This window comes from Wolbachia endosymbiont (group B) of Camptogramma bilineatum, assembly GCF_947251825.1.
Taxonomy (GTDB): domain Bacteria; phylum Pseudomonadota; class Alphaproteobacteria; order Rickettsiales; family Anaplasmataceae; genus Wolbachia.
On the sequence record NZ_OX366391.1, the window covers coordinates 1,175,538 to 1,195,696 of the forward strand.

The 20,159-nt window shown below is 34.2% G+C and carries 16 protein-coding genes, 1 tRNA gene and 3 pseudogenes; 5 read left to right on the forward strand and 15 right to left on the reverse strand.

Annotation, left to right across the window (positions count from 1 at the left end; translation table 11 throughout):
- Positions 1-429 precede the first annotated feature (429 nt).
- From OPR44_RS05905 to OPR44_RS05935, 6 genes and pseudogenes are all read right to left on the reverse strand, one after another.
- Positions 430-1,771: pseudogene (locus OPR44_RS05905) on the reverse strand (ankyrin repeat domain-containing protein).
- Positions 1,772-1,880: 109 nt separating this feature from the next.
- The gene (locus tag OPR44_RS05915) at positions 1,881-2,360 is read right to left on the reverse strand and encodes a helix-turn-helix domain-containing protein (protein ID WP_265014684.1); all 480 of its coding nucleotides are present in this window, start codon (positions 2,358-2,360) and stop codon (positions 1,881-1,883) included.
- 302 nt (positions 2,361-2,662) lie between these two features.
- On the reverse strand, positions 2,663-3,253 hold the full coding sequence (locus OPR44_RS05920) for a COQ9 family protein (RefSeq protein ID WP_264374961.1): 591 nt from the start codon (positions 3,251-3,253) through the stop codon (positions 2,663-2,665).
- Positions 3,254-3,271: 18 nt separating this feature from the next.
- The gene (murD, locus tag OPR44_RS05925) at positions 3,272-4,627 is read right to left on the reverse strand and encodes a UDP-N-acetylmuramoyl-L-alanine--D-glutamate ligase (RefSeq protein ID WP_265014685.1); all 1,356 of its coding nucleotides are present in this window, start codon (positions 4,625-4,627) and stop codon (positions 3,272-3,274) included.
- A 150-nt stretch (positions 4,628-4,777) separates the two neighbouring features.
- Positions 4,778-5,488 (reverse strand): triosephosphate isomerase, encoded by a 711-nt coding sequence (locus tag OPR44_RS05930; protein ID WP_010402280.1) that lies wholly within the window; start codon positions 5,486-5,488, stop codon positions 4,778-4,780.
- A 24-nt stretch (positions 5,489-5,512) separates the two neighbouring features.
- A tRNA-Thr gene (locus OPR44_RS05935) sits at positions 5,513-5,585 on the reverse strand.
- A 77-nt stretch (positions 5,586-5,662) separates the two neighbouring features.
- On the opposite strand from OPR44_RS05935, the gene rsmA reads away from it, so the two are divergent.
- Both rsmA and guaB read left to right on the forward strand, forming a co-directional pair.
- Positions 5,663-6,457, forward strand: a complete 795-nt coding sequence (gene rsmA / locus OPR44_RS05940) for a 16S rRNA (adenine(1518)-N(6)/adenine(1519)-N(6))-dimethyltransferase RsmA (protein WP_264374959.1) — start codon at positions 5,663-5,665, stop codon at positions 6,455-6,457.
- A gap of 123 nt (positions 6,458-6,580) precedes the next feature.
- Entirely contained in the window at positions 6,581-8,068 is a 1,488-nt protein-coding gene (gene guaB / locus OPR44_RS05945; RefSeq protein ID WP_265014686.1) for an IMP dehydrogenase, read from the forward strand.
- Between the two features lie 88 nt (positions 8,069-8,156).
- Here guaB and rho read toward each other — a convergent pair whose 3' ends face one another.
- The 5 genes from rho to icd all read right to left on the reverse strand — a co-directional run bounded on the left by rho (position 8,157) and on the right by icd (position 14,306).
- The gene (gene rho, locus OPR44_RS05950; RefSeq protein ID WP_264378026.1) at positions 8,157-9,563 is read right to left on the reverse strand and encodes a transcription termination factor Rho; all 1,407 of its coding nucleotides are present in this window, start codon (positions 9,561-9,563) and stop codon (positions 8,157-8,159) included.
- 194 nt (positions 9,564-9,757) lie between these two features.
- Entirely contained in the window at positions 9,758-10,363 is a 606-nt protein-coding gene (locus OPR44_RS05955) for a cell cycle transcriptional regulator TrcR (protein WP_265014687.1), read from the reverse strand.
- Positions 10,364-10,870: 507 nt separating this feature from the next.
- Complete coding sequence (gene nth / locus OPR44_RS05960) at positions 10,871-11,518, reverse strand: endonuclease III (RefSeq protein ID WP_264374981.1); 648 nt, start codon at positions 11,516-11,518, stop codon at positions 10,871-10,873.
- A 21-nt stretch (positions 11,519-11,539) separates the two neighbouring features.
- Positions 11,540-12,796, reverse strand: a complete 1,257-nt coding sequence (locus OPR44_RS05965) for a molecular chaperone DnaJ (protein WP_265014688.1) — start codon at positions 12,794-12,796, stop codon at positions 11,540-11,542.
- 82 nt (positions 12,797-12,878) lie between these two features.
- Entirely contained in the window at positions 12,879-14,306 is a 1,428-nt protein-coding gene (icd, locus tag OPR44_RS05970) for an isocitrate dehydrogenase (protein WP_265014689.1), read from the reverse strand.
- A gap of 134 nt (positions 14,307-14,440) precedes the next feature.
- Here icd and OPR44_RS05975 point away from each other — a divergent pair, with 134 nt between their 5' ends.
- Positions 14,441-14,935, forward strand: coding sequence for an RDD family protein (locus OPR44_RS05975; RefSeq protein ID WP_264376299.1), 495 nt, complete (start codon positions 14,441-14,443; stop codon positions 14,933-14,935).
- A 74-nt stretch (positions 14,936-15,009) separates the two neighbouring features.
- Here the strand turns inward: OPR44_RS05975 and OPR44_RS08885 are convergent.
- From OPR44_RS08885 to serS, 3 genes and pseudogenes are all read right to left on the reverse strand, one after another.
- Positions 15,010-15,075: pseudogene (locus OPR44_RS08885) on the reverse strand (WPE palindromic element domain-containing protein); the annotation flags it as partial.
- A gap of 183 nt (positions 15,076-15,258) precedes the next feature.
- Positions 15,259-16,530, reverse strand: a complete 1,272-nt coding sequence (gene purD, locus OPR44_RS05980) for a phosphoribosylamine--glycine ligase (RefSeq protein WP_265014690.1) — start codon at positions 16,528-16,530, stop codon at positions 15,259-15,261.
- Positions 16,531-16,561: 31 nt separating this feature from the next.
- Positions 16,562-17,842, reverse strand: coding sequence for a serine--tRNA ligase (gene serS, locus OPR44_RS05985; protein WP_264377549.1), 1,281 nt, complete (start codon positions 17,840-17,842; stop codon positions 16,562-16,564).
- 127 nt (positions 17,843-17,969) lie between these two features.
- Between serS and OPR44_RS05990 the strand changes: the two genes are divergently transcribed.
- Together OPR44_RS05990 and OPR44_RS05995 are read left to right on the forward strand one after the other, a co-directional pair.
- Complete coding sequence (locus OPR44_RS05990; RefSeq protein WP_265014691.1) at positions 17,970-19,268, forward strand: OTU domain-containing protein; 1,299 nt, start codon at positions 17,970-17,972, stop codon at positions 19,266-19,268.
- A 7-nt stretch (positions 19,269-19,275) separates the two neighbouring features.
- A pseudogene (locus OPR44_RS05995) lies at positions 19,276-19,410 on the forward strand (tRNA-dihydrouridine synthase); the annotation flags it as partial.
- Here OPR44_RS05995 and OPR44_RS06000 read toward each other — a convergent pair.
- Positions 19,355-20,104: a recombinase zinc ribbon domain-containing protein gene (locus tag OPR44_RS06000; protein WP_265014692.1), complete on the reverse strand. Its 750-nt coding sequence runs from the start codon at positions 20,102-20,104 to the stop codon at positions 19,355-19,357. The pseudogene OPR44_RS05995 and the gene OPR44_RS06000 overlap by 56 nt on opposite strands.
- Positions 20,105-20,159: the final 55 nt, after the last annotated feature.

Consider the following 20,159-nt stretch of genomic DNA (forward strand, 5'->3'; position numbering starts at 1 on the left):
GCGGTCTGTCATATGTGCGCTGCATTTTTTTCTAATCTTTTTATACAGGAGGATTTTATGTCCAGAATTCCAGATACTTGACCTTTACTTTAGCTAATAACAGGCGCCTGTGATTTTTATAAAGAAAGTGTAGGAAAAACTGTTTCCAGGCATAAATTTGCCATGTATACCTAAAAAGTAATTATATTAGCATAATATTCATACTTATATGCCAACATTAATATTCTTTAAATGGAATACGAAATTAATGTTGAAAAAATATGTACCAAAAAATTTATGTGGGATCTATGCCGAAGCTCAAATTGCATGACACCATTTATTTTTATGGTTTTGTCTATTTTATTTTGCCACTCTGCTAAACGGATACATTTAATTCCATTTTTATCGAGCAGATAATTGTCATATATTAGCTTAGTTCTCCTGTTATACTTAAATATAAATCAGCATAGCCCTAATTTTTTTATATATTTTACTTCTTTCTCTATATTTAATAATAGGCTTGAAAATAAATGGTAAACCTATAATTGTTAAGCTTAGAGCTAGGATTGAAAGTACACAAAAGGCTTTGTGTTTACTATGTAGCTCTTTCAAGTAAAGCATCAAAAACCTACAAAATTTTTTGTAATTTTCTTCAATATTTTTTTTGCTATGAGCCTTGTCAATAAACATATCTATTGCAGTATAATCATTACTACAATTAATTGCCCCTTTTTCTATTAATAGCTGAGCTATATCAAAATAATCCTTTTGAATAGTAAGATGCAGAGGTGTAAAACCTTGTTGATCACAAATATTCATATTGGCTTTTACTGCTAACAACATTCTTACAATTTCTACATGGCCTTTTTTAGCTGCAAGTAGCAGAGGAGTTCTGTTGCATCTAGTGACGGCATTAACGTTTACCTTAAGCTCCAATAAGAACTTAACTGCTTTAGTATCACCATTATAGCTAGCTTTATGTAACCTGGTGTTACCGCTACAATCTTGGTCATCTGCTTCTATTCCCTTTGAAACAAGAAATGTTACCATTTGCCTATTATTATGCTTAATAGCGCAATCCAGTGCATCAAAACCATGTTTATTTTTTGTGCAAATAAACTCTTTTAACTTAGCTTTTGCTTGCTTTACAATAAGCTTTACCAGTTGCATTTTTTTGTTATATGCTGCTAGAAAAAGCGTAGTATTATTTTCTGCATCTTTTGCTTCTATGTTTGCACCTTTCTTTATCAGATATTCTATAATCTCTGCTCTACTTTCATAATGTGTAGTACATTGATAAATGGTCAAAAATAAAGGAGTACGAAAGTTATTATCTTCACATTCAAGATTTGCTCCGCTATCAATTAAAATCTGGACACTCTTTTTAGAACCGTATAATGAAGCTATGTGAAGAGGAGTATAGCCTTCCTCAGCATCTTTTTCATTAACTTTTGCGCCTTTTGTTATTAAAAAATCCATTAATTCTGTGTCATCTTGTAGTGTAGCAAGGTGAAGTGGAGTAAATCCATTTTTATCTCTAGAATTAATTGTCAATTGATTAACAAGAAGTTTAGCAATTTTTTTTGTGTCCATGCATAATAGCATAATGCAGTGGATTTCTATTTTCATTGTCCACAACATTAAAGTCAGCTTCGTGCTCTAATAATGATTTTACTCCAACTAAATCGCCTTCTTTTGTAAACTTATGCAAGAGAGTGACTCCGCTTACATCTTTTGAGTTAATATCAAATCCACTTTCTACCAATTGATGTATGTCTTCCTCACACGCCATACCATTTTAATTAAACCCTTTTCGCATTAACAATACTCCCACTTAATTAAGTTTGAATGAATCTGTAAGAGAGATATCACAATTTATTGAAGTTACTAAATCCGATATATTAAAGTCCACAATTTCCTGAATAAAGCCCTGACGATATTTTGCACACATCCATCTGCACACGCTCTCCAGGTACTTTACAGTTATAACGCTTGACCTGTTTGCGATAATGACGTTTAACATGCAGAAGACTTACATCATGTTTTTTGAAAATTTTGTGTATAGTAGCCAATGACAAGGATAAATCATATAGACGTCTTAACTCGGTTTGAATACGCCTTGCCCCTAGCTTTCTAGTTTGTCTTAGATGAAGAATAAGCTGCTCATCTGATTCATTGATCTTTTGCAAAGGTGAAGTTTTAGGCTTACTACTGAGATCTACTAATCCTTTTTCACCCAACTCTTCATAACGTTTGTACCATTTACGTAAGGTAAAACGTAAAATACCATAATGCTGACATACCTTTCCTGCATGACCCAACTCTTTGTATAGTTTTATCCAACTCAGACGTAGTTTAACCCTAGAATTTATCCTTTGCAATTGTAATAAGGTCTATAAACTACTGCAAATCCAAATTTCTATTTGATCTTACATTCTTATTGTAATAACCTCTATGGATCACACAGCATTAGTCGTGTATCTGAACAGATACTTTTGTACATGGATCAGCTTTATGTGTATCAATTCTGTCTACTTCAAGTTTCCAGCAAAACTACTTTCTAATGTATTGCTTTCAATCAAGTTCTTTGTTAAGCTCACTGTTAGTGGATGTTCAATTATCTTAACATAAAAATCAAGGCAGCTTTAGGTATAAATACGAGTAACTCGTATAAGTAAAGAGGCTATAAGAAGTTTCTTACCATTCTATTCAAACGGGTTTTAAACTTTTGAAATGTCATGACATTGTTGATACGTTTGTCAAGAAACGACAGGGTATCTGCAAAATCTTCTGAATAATCATTGATAAAAAAAAGTATCGTACTTAAGTACACTCCAGCTAATATTGCTCTTTTTGTATAGTAGTTAAAATCTGTTGATTGATCATGAATGCCATACCAAATCGCGCTAACAGTTCTGTACAAGAGTTTACTAGAAAAGTATGCATTTTTTGGTAATATAGAGAATGATAAAACGTTTTTTAAAAACTCTCTGTAATTTGGTAACTTAGCATAGTTTGAAAGGCGTATTTGGACAGCTAACTTTATCCGCTCTCTTACCTTCATATCTTCTAAATTGGAATTCCAAAGTTCAGTTTCCATTGAGCTATTTAAGTCCTCTGCTATGTACTCCAAAGCACTATATATTCCATTTTGAAATTTACAAAAACTATTGGCTAGGTTAAGGTTCGTGCACACTTTCAATAAGGTTGCATCACTTATTCCTTCAAATGGAATAACCTTAATCAGCTCATCTACTATTAACTTTTGTTCCATACAATATTATACTAAACATCACATATAATTGTACCTGAGATTTTCAAACATTCTGCAAAATGCTTCACCGCGCTCTTCAAAATTTTTCCACTGATCAAAAGAAGAACATGCAGGAGAAAGTAATATCGCTACTTCTTCTTTGCTATTTATGGCCTCTTCAAAAGCCAGTTTAAATGCGTTTTCTAGATTATAGCACTTCATATAATCTATTTTATTCTCCATAATGTTTGCAAAAACTTCAGTTGATTCTCCAATAAGAAAAGCTTTTCTAATCTTGGTGAAATGCTTGCTTAATGATTCTATTCCGCCTTTTTTGCTTTTTCCGCCAACAATCCAATATATGTTTTTATAAGATAAAATTGCCTTTTCGGTCGATTCTGCATTGGTTGCTTTGCTATCGTTGATAAAAAGTACATTATGTATTTTGCCAAGAAATTCATTTCTGTGTCTTAGCCCTGGAAAGGATTTGATTTCATTGACAATAGTGCTGCTATCTACTCCAAGTAACTTGCACACAGCGTGTGCAGCTACTATATTTTCTACATTGGATACTAGGTTTATTTTCACGTCGCTTACTGATAAGCTATGATTCTCTAGTTTCCCAGTGCCTAGGCACTGGGATGACAAAGAGGGTGACATCGAAGCTGAGATTGGAATTTTGTTCCCAGTGAATTTATTGAATACATCAGAGGTAATTTTGTTATCACATCCTATCACGGCAATCTTGCTACCGTTTATCAATTTTAGTTTAGTTGCTATATAGTTATTCATACTTCCATGTCTATCTATGTGGTCTGGTGTGATGTTGAGCAATACAGAAATGTCTACATTCATTTTATTTATTAGCTCCAATTGAAAAGAGGAGAATTCAATTACATAAATTTCTGCATCTCTTTCTAAATCCAAAATAGGCACACCTAAATTCCCGCCAATAGCTACTTTTTTCCCTGTGGATTTTAATATGTCCCCTATTAGTGACGTGGTGGTTGATTTGCCATTTGTTCCAGTGATGCCTACAACCTTCTGGCTTGTAGTTTTAGTTTCAAGAAATAGCTCAATGTCTGATTTTATTTTGCAGTCAAAGCTTCTTGCAAGTTTTACTACCCAATGCGTTGGTATTGGCACTCCAGGGCTCAAAATTAGTGTGCTTATCTCATGCCAATTATACTCATTGGGATGAGTAAAGTTACACTCTTTATATATCTTTTTTGCATTTGCTATTTGCTCTTTATTATCATCCCATGCATATATTTTTGCACTGCTTTTTGTTAGAGCATTAATAACGGACAAACCAGTTTTACCAAGGCCGAAAACCGCAACACTTTGATTTTTGTATTTGTTTAGTTGCACTTCTAGATAACTTATGCGAACCATTTTATAAAGATATAATACAAATTATAATGACTTCTTCCATAGTTTTTGGCAGTGCTTAACTTTATTGTCACAACCTTAGCCAATAGAAAACTCCTTGACACATTTTGCCAACTCCCTTGCCATGACAATAAGAGTATTTATCCTTTAGAATTAATTAAGAGAAAATTTTTTCTTGACTTGTTGTATAATTTGATAAAAGTGATCAAAATCTAAGCTTGCACTACCAATTAAAACTCCCAATAGATTTGGAATACTGAGCAAGTTTCCTATATTTTCTGAGCTGACTGAGCCACCATATATAATGTGTTTTTTACCAGTACACAATTTTATTATCTCTATCACCTCAGCAATTGCGTCATTATTTGGCACATTTCCTGTTCCTATTGCCCATATCGGTTCGTATGCTATGGTATATTCACCTTGTGTTGGCAAACGGTTTTTGCATTGATATTCTATTACTTCTTTTGTTTTTTTATTTTTATAATCTTCTGAGTTTTCACCTACACAGATGATTGGGTGTAATCCTGATTCTATTGCTGTTTTCGATTTAAGTTTTATTTCACTATCTTTTTCATGAGCCCTTTCAGAATGTCCAAGTATTACGTAACTACATCCTAGTTCCTTCAACATTCCTGCACTAATTTCACCTGTGTAAGAACCGAACTCTTTATGATGGCAATTCTGTCCTCCTATTTTAATATTATTGTTCAACTCTATACTGCTTGGAAATGATGTAAAAGGAGGGCAAATTACTAATTTAGAGGTAATTTCGTTGCTCTTGTTGTTAAGTTTGCCTATAAAGTCAACAAATGAAGAACGTGTTCCATTCATTTTCCAATTTGCTACTATTAAAAAGGACATCAACTTTACTTGTATGGATAAGAGTGCCGGCTGTCGGACTTGAACTGACAACCTACTGATTACAAGTCAGTTGCTCTACCAATTGAGCTAAGCCGGCATTAAATACACTGACAATATACAATTATTGATGAATTTTCGTCAACTAATTTTTAAAAAACTGCATAATAAGATTGTATGAGAAAATTTTTACTGAAGCCAAAAAAGAGTCTAGGGCAAAATTTTATTTTATCGAATGAGATAACAAAAAGAATAGTTGCCTTAGCTGGTAGCCTGAAAGATTTTAATGTTATTGAAGTTGGTCCTGGATATGGTGCGTTAACCAGGGAAATATTGGCGTATAATCCAAAGTTTCTACTTTCTATAGAAAAAGATAGTAGTTTAGTGAAACATCACGAACAATTGCTAAATGAGCATCAGGGAAAATATAGAATTATAGAAGCAGATGCACTTAATGTTGTAGAAAAAGAGCTGGTAGAATGTCCAGTCAAAGTCATTGCTAACTTGCCTTACAATATCTCAGTAGCGTTATTTTTAAAGTGGTTAAATAATATAAAATTTTTTACGAATTTGACGTTAATGTTCCAAAAGGAGGTAGCAGAGCGTATTACAGCAGAACCTAATTCTAAGGATTATGGTTCCCTATCAGTGCTAAGCCAGTTACTATGCGACATAAAAAAGGAATTTGATATTGAACCTAAGGAATTTTTTCCAAGACCAAAAGTATATTCTTCAGTAATTACAGTAAAACCTTTACCCACTCCAAGATTTGCAGTAAATTTAGAAACCTTAACAAAGCTAACACGTGCTGTGTTCGCTCAAAGAAGAAAGATGCTGAGAAATAGCTTGCAAAGTATAACTAGTGATGTCTCAACTATTCTTGAGAATGCTAAACTGAGTGGAGACGAACGTCCAGAAAGCTTAACTATTGAGCAGTTCTGTTTGCTAGCAAATAATGTAATTTTGCGATAAATATATTAGGAGCTACATCCCTCTTCTATCCTATTTTGATCTAAAAATAGCTAGAGCTAGGCTAATTTTGCAAAAGCTCTATTGCAATTTCATTAATTGGCGTATAAGCTTTAAATAAAGCATATGAAAAAAATAGAAGCTTATTATTCGTTTGACGATGTACTTCTCTTACCGGCCTATTCTGATGTATTGCCTCGTGATGCAGACACAAGAACTTATCTAACAAATAATATAGAACTAAATATCCCTCTCATATCCTCTGCAATGGACACTGTCACTGAATCAGGCTTTGCAATAGCTATTGCCCAACATGGTGGAATAGGTTGCATACATAAGAATTTATCAATAGATGAACAAGTGTTAGAAGTAAGAAGGGTGAAAAAATATGAAAGCTGGATCGTGTATAACCCAATTACAATTTCCCCAGATAAAACAGTTGCAGAAGCAGTTTCATTAATGAGAGAGTATAATTATTCCGGCATTCCTGTAGTTGATCAACGCAAGTTAGTGGGAATTTTAACTAATCGAGATGTGAGGTTTATTGAAGACCAGAACATGAATATAAAAGTTTCCGAGGTAATGACAAAAGATAAGTTAGTAACAGTTCAAGAGCAGGCAGTAAACAGCGCCTCAGCAATGAAATTGTTGCATGCAAATAGAATAGAGAAGCTTTTGGTTGTTGATGAAAATTCTTGTTGCATAGGTCTAATCACAGTTAAAGACATCGAAAAATACAATAGATATCCAAATTCATGTAAAGACAGTAAAGGTCGACTCAGAGTTGCCGCTGCAATTGGTACTGGTAAAAAAGATGGTATAGAAAGATGTGAAGCTTTGATCGGAGAGGAAGTCGATGTGGTTATTGTAGATACCGCTCACGGTCATTCCGAGAACGTTATCAGCACTATTAAGGAAATAAAAAAGATGTATCCGAATACGCAATTAATCGGCGGAAATATTACAACAAAGGAGGCTGCTGAAGCGTTGATTGATGCTGGTGTTGATGCAGTAAAGGTTGGAATAGGGCCCGGATCAATTTGTACTACCAGAATAGTTACAGGTGTTGGTATGCCGCAATTCTCTGCAATCAAGAATGTTGCAGAGGTGTGTAGAGCAAAAAACGTCAGACTAATTGCTGATGGTGGAATAAAATATTCGGGAGATGTTGCAAAAGCTATTGCAGCTGGTGCTGATACTGTGATGATAGGTTCAATCTTTGCTGGTACTGAGGAAAGCCCAGGTGAGATTATCATGTATAAGGGTAGAGCATATAAGGAATATCGAGGAATGGGATCTATTAGTGCAATGAAACGAGGGTCAGCTAGCCGTTATTTTCAAGATTCAAAACTTGATTTAGTCCCACAAGGAGTAGAAGCAAGAGTTCCTTTTAAAGGTCCAGCTTCAGGAGTGATCTGTCAGTTAATTGGTGGGTTGCAAGCTGCAATGGGTTACACTGGCAACCGTAATATAGAAGAGATGAAAAAAAACTGCAAATTTGTCACTATTACTTCATCAGGGTTAAGAGAAAGTCATGCTCATGATATAATCATTACACAGGAAGCTCCAAATTACGCTTACCAAGCATCTAATTTATCATCTGATTCAGAGTAAATACAATCCCCTTTTGAGGGTGTCATTTCAACACTGGTACACAATTGTATAAACATAGCTTTTTTGCTCCATCAGAATTGGCTTACTTTTAGTGATTCATGGAGTTAAAAAAGTCAGCATTGCTCTTTGTTAAAAGTAGTTTGTCACGTAAAAACTCCATTGCTTCAACAGACCCCATAGGATTAAGTATCCTACGCAATACCCATATTTTATTTAGTATGGCCTTATCAACTAATAGCTCTTCCTTCCTTGTTCCGGATTTTGTAATATCAATAGCAGGGAATATACGTTTATCAGCAAGTTTTCTATCTAGTATAATTTCAGCATTACCTGTGCCTTTAAACTCTTCAAAAATAACATCATCCATTTTTGAACCAGTTTCTATAAGGGCTGTAGCGATGATTGTCAAAGAACCACCATTTTCAATATTACGAGCTGCTCCAAAAAAGCGTTTTGGTCTTTGCAGCGCATTTGAATCTACACCGCCGGTTAGAACCTTTCCAGACGAAGGAATGACTGCATTATAAGCACGTGCAAGACGAGTTATAGAATCAAGCAAAATCACTACATCTTTTTTGTGTTCAACCATTCTTTTAGCTTTTTCTATTACTATTTCAGCAAGTTGGACATGACGGTAGGCAGGTTCATCAAATGTAGAGCTTACCACTTCACCCTTTACAGAGCGTATCATATCTGTCACCTCTTCGGGTCTTTCATCTATAAGTAATACTATTAGTTCTATTTCAGGATGATTTGTAGCTATAGAGTGAGCCATTTGCTGAAGCAATATCGTTTTTCCTGTACGAGGTGGAGCAACTATCAATGCTCTTTGTCCTTTTCCAAGAGGTGTAACTATATCTACAGCACGCATGTTTATATCTTTTTTATTATCTCCGCTACTATTGTTTTCAAGGATGAGGCTTTTTTCAGGATAAAGTGGAAGCAAATTATCAAAATGTACGTACTTTCTTAATTCACTGATTTCAGTAGAGTTTATACTGTGAACCTTAGTTAAAGTAAAATATCTTTCCTTATCACCAGGTGGCCTTATTTCTCCACATGCCATATCTCCTGTACGTAAATTAAACTTCTTTATTTGGCCATTGGAAATATAAACATCATCGGTACTTGGAGCATAATTTGCACTTGATGAACGTAAGAAACCAAAACCATCAGGCAATATTTCCACTACTCCACTTCCTGTGGTTATGCCTCCTTCTTCACTCATTTTCTTCATTAAACTGAATATCATTTCCTGTTTTAGCATCCTGCCATTGCCTTTACCACTAGTTGAAATTTTTCTTTCTTCAGCTAGCTCTAACAATTCTTCTGCTGTTTTCTCTTTCAATTCGCTCAGGTCCAACGTTTTCTTGTTTTTTTCAGCACCTTCACTGGTCATTTGTTTTACTGCGTCAGCATTATGAATTTGTTCGCTTTTTTCAGGTTGACCTACAACCTCTCCTTTTGCTAAGACATCTTCATTGATTGTTGTCATAATCCTCCAAAAATTTTAATTGATGCTTACTAACCTAAAATGTGAGTATAAAACAATAAATCAGGCTGAGCTAGTTTTTAGTGCGTATTTAGACTTAATTATTATTAAACTAGATACTTTACTTACATTATACTGATAAAAACTAACAAGTCAAGTCAATTTAATATTAACAAAGTACAAGAATTTGAGAATCATCAATAGCTATTATTTATATTTTTTAATCTTTGTTTCTTCTCTTCTTCTACTTTCGCTTTTTCTACTTCCGCTTCTAAATTTTCCTGGCTACATAAACCAAGTAGTACAGGATCTTGAGGTTTGATATTGAGTATGTTATGATGAGATCCATCTCTTACCTGCTCAACTGTGTAATTTGTTGTACTAACTAGCTTAGCTATCACATTATTGTTCAAGATAGGAAATTTTTTTACCAAATAATAAATCGCATTAGGTTTATCTCTACGCCTTGCTGTGGAAGCAAAGGCAAGAAAGCTAATCGTCTTTGCCCTTTTTTTTATATTTTTTATAATAAAATTTGGTACACGATTTGGATTTTTTTTGCAATTATCGATTTCTTTTTCAGTAATTATTTCAGAAATAATAGGGTCATACTTTTCAACTTCTATTTCCTCATCAGCTATGTCTTGTACTTTTTCAAGGGATAACTTGCAACATTGTGCTATTTGATCAAAAGTTAAGCTAGTGTTATCAACCAACCAAGCAGCTACTTGCATGAGAAATTGTTCATTTCTATCTTTATTGTCTTTAGAAGATTCCATTGACATCGAAAAAACATCTCCCATTTTAATATTCCTTTACTATTATAGAAATAAAATATAAACCATTAAAACTAAAAAAGCATTAACTTTGTCATCCAATGGCTTTTTGGTTTATATTTCTTATCTCTTAGAACCTGTTCATAATCTTTTGAGGAGGAAAGAAGTAAAAGCAAATTTGTAGGCTAGTATTAAGTTTACGCTCGCAATTTTTTCAAAGTCGCCTACATTTTTCCAACCAGGCAAAAGATCTCTCACGTTAGCTAGTTGTTACTCTCTAATCCTGAAAATTGGCGTTCTATACTGTCTTAAACGTTTTATAAGCTCGTTTCAGCTTATGTAGGTAAAACCTAGAAATATTGTGAAGACGTAAGGTGCACATAGTGCAAAAAATTAAAAATAAGACGCCAACTGTATAATACTTTTGTCGTTTAATCTGCACAGATTGAAGATAATAAAATACCTTCAGTCTTATGATAAGGAAAATGGAAAAATGTGTAAAGTAATCTTTTTCACCTCTGTGAGCTACTTGAATTACAAAAGAAGAGATACTAACCTCTTACATTCAAACTCACATAAATCATGAATTATGCATGTTTCACACGAAGGTTTTTGCGCTTTGCAAACATATCTACCATGCAAAACTAGCCAATGATGAGCATAAAGTAGGTATTTTTTTGGCACTACATTCAAAAGAGACTGCTCTGTTTTAAGTACATCTTTTTCTTTCACAAGCCCAACTCTATTGCTCACTCTAAAAACGTGAGTATCAACTGCCAATGTTGGAATACCAAGCCCTGAATTTAAGAACACATTAGCGCTCTTTCTCCCAACCCCTGGTAAAGATACCAAATCATCGAAATTAGTAGGCACTGTGCTATTGTACCTCTCAATCAATATTTTACTGAGCCCGATTATATTTTTTGCTTTAGAATTATATAAACCAATACTGCTTATGCATTTTCTCAGCTCACTTTGCCCAAGATTCAACATTTTTTCTGGCGTATCAGCGATACTAAATAGCTCCTTTGTAATTTTATTAACACTTATATCGGTCGTCCGCGCTGACAGAACTATTGCAACTAATAACGTAAAATGATTGGTATAATTTAGCTCTATTTTTGGCGCAGGATTTGATTGCTTGAATTTTTCAAATATCAGTTCTACTTTTTTTGAGTCCATGCATAGAGCTAAAAGCTTATACTATACTGTTTGCTGTGCAAATTCAATTGCTTGAGGATTAGATAGTCCTTCAATATTAACATCAGACATATCAGTTTTCACCTCATCAAAATTCCTTTCAGCAAACTCGCTTGCCACTTCCGCAAAACACTTTTTAATAAGAGGCATAACAATTGGCATTAACAGTTTTCGTGGATCATACCATCCTAACAGGTCAGTTTCCTTTTGTACCCTATCTCTTGGATCCTCTTCTAGTAAATCTTTTGTGTGCTTATCAGAATATATTTCACAGCCTTTTGAAAAAATAGGAGCTAATGCTTCAATTAATACTGCCAATAACAATAGTGGACCAAGTACAGCTTCACCAACAGTTAATCCATTAGCAATGAAATTTATTGTAACTAAATAAACAGAAAAAGCAGCTAAAGGATAGTTGATAAGAAGCTTACTGCCTAGCGCGATATAGTTCATTTTACTTATGAATTCATCAGTGGAAATTTCTGAATTTTTATACTTTTCCATATAATAATTCACTAATAAACCAGAGGCTCTACTAATAGCGATGTTAAATGCTATGATCCACCATGAAAAATAGCAACCTATAGTAACTGTAGTTAACAGGCCTAAGGGTAGAACACTAAGAGTCCGAATAAATAGTAAGGCATTTTTACGTTCTATAAATCTTAACGCTAATTCTTTTTTATCCTCATCTACTAGGTTCTTTTTTTCCTTTAGAGGAGAAATATAAAGAAATAGCTGCATATTAGGTTTTGATAAGCGTTTATTAAGCTCGCCAGGGTCTGACGACCTAAAAAAACTGCTATAAATATCTCCTGAAAAATAGTATTCCACATCCTCTTCAAACGCACTATCATTCTTTTTTAATATAGAAGTCAATTCATCAAAATCTTTACCTATAGCTTCTTCACTAATCCCTAGTGTATAGAACGGCTTCTTTCTATAATGAAATTCACGTGCTGTTAAACGCCCATCACTTTCAGCATCAACGCTGACCTTAACACAAGGATTTCCTGACTCTAAAGGTTCAATGTATTTTTTTAGCTCTTGATGAGCTTTACAAATTTGATTAAATCTATTTTTATCTCCACCCTTGTCAGGATGGTTTACAAGTATCAATTTATTATATTGTTTTTTCAGAAACTTGCTAAGAGCTTGATAATCCTTACCTACAATTTGTTCAGCTTTTATCTCTAGTACGTTTAACAGATCATTATTATCATAAAACTCCTGACCAGTTAACTTGAAATGTTGACTCATTACTACACCTCACATAAATACACGATGCTATTAGTATAATATATTTAATGTTTCACACAAGCATAAAAATATCAAGCAACCACTAAGAGAAGAAACCCTCTTTCCCATCATACAAATACAACTTATCCATTCTCACTACATTAAAGTTATTTTCTTCGAGTTTGATTAGTAAATTATTCACGTCACTATTTGTAATAGTTTTCTTTTCACTATTCGCAATAAACCTACAAGTTATTTGGTCACTTAAAGATTTTGAACTTCCCGGCCAAACTGCAAGACCCTTTGAGTATATTGCTATCATCTGCAGATTACTCGATTCTAATAATCCTACTATTTGATCAAAATTGTTGGATTTGTCCCAGGCAAGCGTTATATCACTACCCACTAGCTTTTTAACTTTGTAATCTTGTTCGTAATTGTCTTGTACTTTATTTATTTTACTATCCGAATCACTGCTAATTATAAGCTCAGATAACGTTGTGGGTTTTTTCCCTAGATTATCTATAACAGCTTTTGCAAATTCTTTTGTTCCAACCTTTTGTTTACTCTTTTTCTCCTTATATAAATCAGCGGTATGTACTCCATCTTCCAAAGTCTTGAGCCATGCATCATAGATTGGTTTTGCAGTACTCACTTGACCGATATAGACCAACATATGCACTGCAGCATTTAAAAGACCAGAAGGATTAGCTATGTTTTTTCCTGCAATATCAGGAGCAGAGCCGTGAACCGCTTCAAACATTGCATATTCATTACCTATATTGCTACTTCCTGCAAGCCCTACAGAACCCGAGGTTTGTGCCACTATATCTGATAATATGTCGCCATATAGATTTTCAGTTACTATAACATCGAAATTCTCGGGTTCTGTGGCAACACGTGCCATTCCAATATCAACTATATAATGTTCCGCCTTTATATCCGGATATTCTTTTGCAATACGATCAAACGCTGCATGAAAAGCGCCGTCAGTCATTTTCATTATGTTGTCTTTAGTCAGGCAAGTTACTTTCTTTCTGTTATGTTTTTTCGCATATTCAAAAGCGTACCTGCATATTTTTTCTGAGCCAGATCTAGTAATAATTTTAGTGCATTGGTACGAGTCACCAGTGAGCCTATGCTCTATTCCGGTGTAAACGTCCTCTTCATTTTCGCGTATTACAACAACATCAAATTTATCGAATTTATTTTCTATAACAGGGTGATACGAAATGCATGGTCTAATGTTTGCATACAGCCCTAAGTTCTTTCTGAGCGCAACGTTTAAGCTTTTGTGCCCTTTACCTTGAGGGGTTGTTGTTGGAGATTTGAGTAATATCTTTGTCCTTTCGATAGATTCCCAACCACTCGGAGAAATTCCATGAGACCATTCCTTACTATAAACACGCTCTCCTATTTCAATAATATCTATTGAGATCTCTGCTTTCGCTTCACGCAATATCGACAGCACCGCTTCCATAATTTCTGGTCCGATACCATCACCATACGCAACTGTGACTGATGTTGACATAACTTCCTTAACTGTAAATGATTTAATGTTAATTCAAATAATAAAGTGGGTCAATGTTGCTAAAATAGCATATTTACGGTTATTTAATAATGAACTTTTATGCTGGTTATAGCATTGCAAAATATGGAAAGTGTATGGATACTAAAATAAGTTATGCAGGGATTACAAGACGTATTTTTGCATTTGCAATCGATTATATTTTAGTACAGGGAATGGGGTTTGTTATCGGATTTATCATTGGATTTACTTTGGCATATTCTCTATCACTCAATGTAACTGAAATGTTTTTAGATAAAGCAGTAGCTATACAAGTAATAGGGTTGATATTGGAATTAATATTTTATGTATTTACGATAATAGAATTTGGTGGTACTCCAGGACAATTGTTACTTCGCATGCGTGTAAAAGACGAAAATACACTTGAAAAAATCACTCTAATACAAGCAATAAGCAGAACAGCAGTTTTTGGAGTATTATATTTTATAATCTGCTACACACTATTCAATATTTCTAGTCTATTCATAGTTGTATCAATCTTAATCATATTATTTGCAATCCTTGACCAGCGTAAACAATTTCTTCACGACAAAATTGCAAAAACAGTAGTAATAGACTATAAACCTAGTTGATATTTTTCTTTAGTTGTTACCACCAAGGGTGTTATTCCAGCGCGTGACCCACATCTGTACGAACATTGCAATTAGCAGGTAATTTGCATAATAGAGGGTGTCATTCCAGTGCTTGACACTGGAATCCAGTTTTCCATATAATCTCATCGAAAACGTTGTAACCACTTTCTATGCTAGTGTGCTTTCATCAACCTGGATCCCAGTGTCAGCTACTTTCATGACAAGAAAAGAAGCACTGGTTTCACATGAATCTGAACAGATATCATGTTTTTCTTTAGTTTACTGCTTACAAAGTGACTTTTTTTGTTTCTGCATGAGCTAAATTAACTACCAATATCATACCTGAAGAACCCACCTGACCATTCTAGAAAATTTAACGCTGAGTACACTTTACTTTTAGCTTCTTCCACAGTGTTTCCTTCTCCTACTATATTTAGCACTCTTCCGCCATCGGAAATCCAATTACCACTTTCATCCAACTTAGTACCAGCATGAAAAACTAGCACACCAGGAATGTTTTCAATTTTATCCAATCCTTTAATTACCTCTCCTTTTTGATAATCACCAGGATAGCCTTTACTTGCAACAACTACACAAACTGTAGTTTTGTGATTAAACTCCACCATTTTTGTATTTAACTTGCCTTCTGCAACTGACAACATCAACTTTAACAAATCACAATTTGGATCAAGTCTAGGTAAAATAGATTGTATTTCCGGATCCCCAAACCTAACATTATACTCAAGAAGCTTTGGACTATCTTTGCAAATCATTAAACCAGCAAAGAGTACGCCTTTATAGGATGTTCCCATGTTAGTCAGTGCTTGAATTGTAGGATATATTATTTTTTGGATAATTTTTTGCTCCATCTCCTTACTTATAATCGAAGGTGATGAGTATGACCCCATGCCTCCAGTATTTTGGCCCTCGTTATTTTCATCAACTTTCTTATAATCTCTTGCACAACCAAAGGTTACTACTTTCAACCCATCAATAAGAGCAAAAAAACTTACTTCCTCTCCAATTAAAAACTCTTCTATGATTATTTCTTCACCTGACTCACCAAGATTTTTCTCCACTAGCATTGAATCTATTGCTGAAAAAGCCTCATTTTCTGTGTGGCATATTATGACCCCTTTCCCTGCTGCAATTCCATTTGCTTTAATTACAAGCGGCAATTTTATTTTATTACTACGGACAAAATTTTTAGCTAACCTTTCATCAATAAAACGTTCATATTTGGCGGTCGGTATACCATATTGTTTACATAGTTCCTTCGTAAAAGACTTTGATGCCTCAAGTTTTGCAGCTGCTTGACTTGGAGCAAAAACGTTTATCCCCTCCGCAGTTAAATCATCAGCAAGCCCATTAATTATCGGCTGCTCTGGACCAATAATCACTAGCTCTATATTTTCTTTCTTGCAAAATTGTGTAACATCCACTGAATCTTGAATATTTATATTCACAAGAACTCCAAAATTTTCCATGGCCGGGCGACCAGGAGTAACATATAACTTAGTCAAGGTAGGAGACTTCTTTAAAGCCCAAAGTAAAGCATGCTCACGCCCACCAGAACCTATAACCAGAACCTTCATCTTTATTTCCTCGCTTTTCTATATGTCAAAATTATTGTTTGCTTATAACAGTATCATTACTCATGTATCTTTGCAACACGTTTGGTATTGTAACTGACCCATCGGAATTTTGATAATTCTCCATTATGGCAACAATTGTTCTTCCTATGGCTAAAGCTGAGCCGTTTAAAGTGTGAACGTATTTTTTTGTTTTTCTGTCAGTTTCTAAGAAGTATTTAGTGTTCATTCTTCTTGCCTGGAACGTACCGCAATTTGAGCAGCTTGATATTTCTCTGTACTTATTTTGCTCAGGTAACCATACCTCTATATCATAAGTCTTTTGTGCAGCAAAGCCCATATCACCACTACAAAGCAGCATTATTCTATACGGTAGTTCTAATTTTTTTAATATTTCCTCAGCAGCATTTGTCATGCGTTCAAGCTCATCATTTGACTGGTCTTCAGTTGTGATGCTTACCAACTCCACTTTACCAAATTGGTGTTGCCTTATCATACCTCTTGTATCTCGTCCTGCGCTACCAGCTTCTTTACGAAAACATTCTGAATATGCAGTAAAACGAATAGGCAGTTCTTTTTCTTCTATTATTTTGTCAGCAACTAAATTTGTTAAAACTACTTCACTTGTGGGAATTAATCTTAATTTATCGGTAGTTAAATATGAATCATCAAAAAATTTTGGTAGTTGACCAACATTATACATCGCCCTATCCTTTACTAAAACTGGATGATGCACTTCAGTATAACCAAATTCATTAACATGTGTTTCCAGCATAAAATTTATTAATGCTCGTCCAAGCTTAGCTAACTGTCCTTTTAGTATTGTAAACCTTGATCCAGAAATTTTTGCTGCTTGTTCAAAATCCATCAAGCCTAACCTTTCTCCGAGTTCATAATGAAATTTTGGCATAAAACTAAATTGCCTTTTTTCTCCATATTTTCTAATTTCTACGTTGGAGCTCTCATCTTCACCTATTGGTACATCTTGCGCAGGAATATTCGGCAAGTTAGATAAAACATTCACTAACTTATTTTTTTCTGTTTGCTCCTTGAGGCTGATTGTCTCTATCTCACTTGTGATGCTTTTTGATAACTTTACTTGTTCTTCACATGGGCTTTTGTTCATTTTAAGCCTCTTTATTTCTTCCGTGACCTCGTTTCGTTGCTTATTTAAAGCTTGCAATTTAGTAGTCAGTGATCTTTTTTTATGGTCAATCTCTAATATTTCTTTTGCAGTAAATTCTTTCACCCCTCTGCTTTTTATTGCTTTTTCAAATCCTTTAGGGTTTTTGCGTATATGTTCTATATCATGCATATGTTGTGCTATTACTAACATCATTACTCTACTTCAAAAGCTTTGAATGCTCAATATTTTTACATATAAATGCTAATATTGATTTTACCTTCATAATTTGCTAGAATTAATAAACGTAAAATATAATATGTTAGGCGTCATAGAAAAATACGATGAATTTAAAGAGAGTACTCACTTCACCAAACTTAAAGCTGGTGGAAGATTTGCCATTTATGCGCTTGGTATATACTTAGCAGCTACAGTTACTATCGGCTGTTTGGGACTGATAGTGGGGTCTTTCCTCTTAACCTTACCACTTGCTATGCTAATTTTTCATCCTGTAGCTTGGATCTTAATGGGAATAGTGCTTGCAGCGACGTATAAAATGATCGTCGAACCTTTATTTCACTTGGTAAAAGGTTATGTTGATGGAAAAGGAACTGTAAAGGAAGAAAAGAGTCCAAAAGAGCAAAAATTCACAAGAAGTAAATCACTGGATAGTGGACTAGATACTATATCAAGACAAACAAATGATTCGGATAAGAGGGTAAGTAGAAATTCCTATTCTCCATCTACAGATAGTGGTATTAGTATCAGCTCAACAAAAAGTGAGCAACCTAAACAAATAAAAGTTGTTCGATGTTATACTGTAGGGGACGGTAACTGCTTTTTCCATGCTGTGTTTGGAGCGAAGAAAGGTGATTCCAGTAAATATAGAGCTGAAAAAGCACAAGAAATGAGATTAGAGTGGCATAAATTTTTAAGTCAATTCAATTCTTTAGATGATGAAAGAATGCCACCTGCTTTAAGAGCTGAATTACGGACAGTTTTTAATATGTTTTTAGACAGGCCAAGAGATCTAACAGATAAGTATAAGGAAATAGAAAAGTTAGCTGAGCACACAAAAAAGAAAATAAAAAAGGTTGAAAAAAAGGTTGAAAAATTGATAAAAAAACTACTTAGTACAGGATTACCTGAAAATGAAGTGAGTAGTAACTTAAGAGAACTTGCTGTTAATAACCTTATCAGCACAAAAAGATATGACAAAAATTATAGTAGCGAAAGTGTGACAAATTCTTTTCTGAATGGCAAATCCATTTATAGATCTTATCTAGAGGCAATTAGTAGTCAAAATTACTTTATTTTCATAGAAGAAATTCCTATCTTAGCTTCGTTGGCAAATATCGAAATCCACCTTCATCCTCATATATCACATAATCAAGGTATATTTAAGCCAAATCCTAAAATGATAAATGAAGGTTATCAACGGAACAACGAACTATGGGGAAATAAAAAACAAGAAACAATATACTTAAAACCTGGTCATTACGAGAGAGCTAAGGTAGTAGAGGCGGAGCCTTCTCTTATAGAGAAAGCAAATTCATTTATGCAAGATGTTATAATGTCAGCTTATAACGGTGTCAAAAATGCATTTTCTAGCGACTAGAAAGCCTGTGTCCCTCCAAATAGGAAATTTGGCTATTGATTCTCCAGTAATTTTAGCTCCGATGTCTGGAGTGACTGATTATCCGTTTAGGAGTATTGTAAAAAAACTTGGTGCAGGTTTGTTAGTCTCAGAAATGATTGCTTACCCCTACAACAACATTGCAAGCATTGATTTTTTTCCATATGAAAAGAGTCTGGAAGCTCTTTTACTCTAAACACGATGTTTACATCCTCAAAATTAATCTCAATTCGCTTAACTAACGTTCTAATAATATCACGTTTAGTTAGCCAGTCTGCATTATTAAGACTTGAGTTAATACTAGAGGAAAACCCCTCTAAATTTGTTACTACTAGAGTTAACTCTTGTGTGAGTTTTTTCTGATCAAATATCTTTTTCTTTTGTTCTTCAACCATTTTTAAGTTTTGTTTCATTGCTTTAACTCTTGGCTCAAATTCTTCTTGATCAATATATTCTTGAGCATAACTATCAATTAACCTTGCAATACCTCGTTTTAACTTATCTTCTTGTGTTTCAAGCAAAGCGCTTTTTTGATCTAGTGGTGATTTTTTAAGTTCTGAAAGTCTACGTTTATACTCCTCTAATATTCTATTTGGATTTTTTAATAGGTGTTTTACCTCTTCCCACACAGCCATGTCCAATGTATCTGTACGAATTAATTTGTTGTTACACATTTTATTACCGCCAAAACGGTATGAATCCGTACCAATACAACGATAATATACCTGATTATTAGTTTTTTTCCCCTCCTTATTCCTTGCAGTGCTAGTACCATAATATGCATAATTGCAAAGCTTACATACTACTAAACCTTGCAATAAATGTTTTGCTCCTCTTTGTCTTGTTCTTGCTATTTTTCTATTCTCAGCTAAT